Genomic DNA, 2500 nt, shown 5'->3' on the forward strand with positions numbered 1-2500 from the left:
ACACAGTGGACGCGAGCAACTGAGGACAAGCCCTCGGCCTATTAGTACCAGTCAGCTCCAACCGTTACCGGTCTTCCACACCTGGCCTATCAACCCAGTCGTCTACTGGGAGCCTTACCCCATCAAGTGGGTGGGAGTCCTCATCTCGAAGCAGGCTTCCCGCTTAGATGCTTTCAGCGGTTATCCCTCCCGAACGTAGCCAACCAGCCATGCCCTTGGCAGGACAACTGGCACACCAGAGGTTCGTCCGTCCCGGTCCTCTCGTACTAGGGACAGCCCTTCTCAAGACTCCTGCGCGCGCAGCGGATAGGGACCGAACTGTCTCACGACGTTCTAAACCCAGCTCGCGTACCGCTTTAATGGGCGAACAGCCCAACCCTTGGGACCGACTCCAGCCCCAGGATGCGACGAGCCGACATCGAGGTGCCAAACCATCCCGTCGATATGGACTCTTGGGGAAGATCAGCCTGTTATCCCCGGGGTACCTTTTATCCGTTGAGCGACGGCGCTTCCACAAGCCACCGCCGGATCACTAGTCCCGACTTTCGTCCCTGCTCGACCCGTCGGTCTCACAGTCAAGCTCCCTTGTGCACTTACACTCAACACCTGATTGCCAACCAGGCTGAGGGAACCTTTGGGCGCCTCCGTTACCCTTTAGGAGGCAACCGCCCCAGTTAAACTACCCACCAGACACTGTCCCTGATCCGGATCACGGACCCAGGTTAGACATCCAGCACGACCAGAGTGGTATTTCAACGACGACTCCACCATGGCTGGCGCCATGACTTCAAAGTCTCCCACCTATCCTACACAAGCCGAACCGAACACCAATATCAAGCTATAGTAAAGGTCCCGGGGTCTTTCCGTCCTGCTGCGCGAAACGAGCATCTTTACTCGTAGTGCAATTTCACCGGGCCTATGGTTGAGACAGTCGAGAAGTCGTTACGCCATTCGTGCAGGTCGGAACTTACCCGACAAGGAATTTCGCTACCTTAGGATGGTTATAGTTACCACCGCCGTTTACTGGCGCTTAAGTTCTCAGCTTCGCCAGAACGAATCCTGACTAACCGGTCCCCTTAACGTTCCAGCACCGGGCAGGCGTCAGTCCGTATACATCGCCTTACGGCTTCGCACGGACCTGTGTTTTTAGTAAACAGTCGCTTCTCGCTGGTCTCTGCGGCCACACCCAGCTCAGGAAGTAAATTCCATCACCAGACATGGCCCCCCTTCTCCCGAAGTTACGGGGGCATTTTGCCGAGTTCCTTAACCATAGTTCACCCGAACGCCTCGGTATTCTCTACCTGACCACCTGAGTCGGTTTAGGGTACGGGCCGCCATGAAACTCGCTAGAGGCTTTTCTCGACAGCATAGGATCATCCACTTCACCACAATCGGCTCGGCATCAGGTCTCAGGCTTCATGCTGTCCGGATTTGCCTAGACAGCGCCCTACACCCTTACCCCGGGACTACCACCGCCCGGGCTGGACTACCTTCCTGCGTCACCCCATCGCTTACCTACTACAAGTCTGGTTCGTCGGCTCCACCACTTTCCTTTGCCCGAAGGCTCCGGAACGGCTTCACGGACTTAGCATCGCCTGATTCGATATTGGGCGTTTCAAAGCGGGTACCGGAATATCAACCGGTTGTCCATCGACTACGCCTGTCGGCCTCGCCTTAGGTCCCGACTTACCCTGGGCAGATCAGCTTGACCCAGGAACCCTTAGTCAATCGGCGCACACGTTTCCCACGTGTGTATCGCTACTCATGCCTGCATTCTCACTCGTGAACCGTCCACAACTCGCTTCCGCGGCTGCTTCACCCGGCACACGACGCTCCCCTACCCATCCACACACCCGTTGGGGCTATTATGTGAATGACACGACTTCGGCGGTACGCTTGAGCCCCGCTACATTGTCGGCGCGGAATCACTTGACCAGTGAGCTATTACGCACTCTTTCAAGGGTGGCTGCTTCTAAGCCAACCTCCTGGTTGTCTCTGCGACTCCACATCCTTTCCCACTTAGCGTACGCTTAGGGGCCTTAGTCGATGCTCTGGGCTGTTTCCCTCTCGACCATGGAGCTTATCCCCCACAGTCTCACTGCCGCGCTCTCACTTACCGGCATTCGGAGTTTGGCTAAGGTCAGTAACCCGGTAGGGCCCATCGCCTATCCAGTGCTCTACCTCCGGCAAGAAACACACGACGCTGCACCTAAATGCATTTCGGGGAGAACCAGCTATCACGGAGTTTGATTGGCCTTTCACCCCTAACCACAGGTCATCCCCCAGGTTTTCAACCCTGGTGGGTTCGGTCCTCCACGAAGTCTTACCTCCGCTTCAACCTGCCCATGGCTAGATCACTCCGCTTCGGGTCTTGGGCGCGCTACTCAATCGCCCTATTCGGACTCGCTTTCGCTACGGCTTCCCCACACGGGTTAACCTCGCAACACACCGCAAACTCGCAGGCTCATTCTTCAAAAGGCACGCAGTCACGAGAACAAGG

1 rRNA gene (cut by a window edge) is annotated in these 2500 nt (G+C 56.6%); it reads right to left on the minus strand.

The window, feature by feature from the left end:
• Positions 1-21: 21 nt before the first annotated feature.
• Positions 22-2500, minus strand: a 23S ribosomal RNA gene (locus FHS39_RS25050); it runs 642 nt beyond the window's last position.

The sequence above is a fragment of the Streptomyces olivoverticillatus genome, from assembly GCF_014203555.1.
GTDB classification, from domain to species: Bacteria; Actinomycetota; Actinomycetes; order Streptomycetales; family Streptomycetaceae; genus Streptomyces; species Streptomyces olivoverticillatus.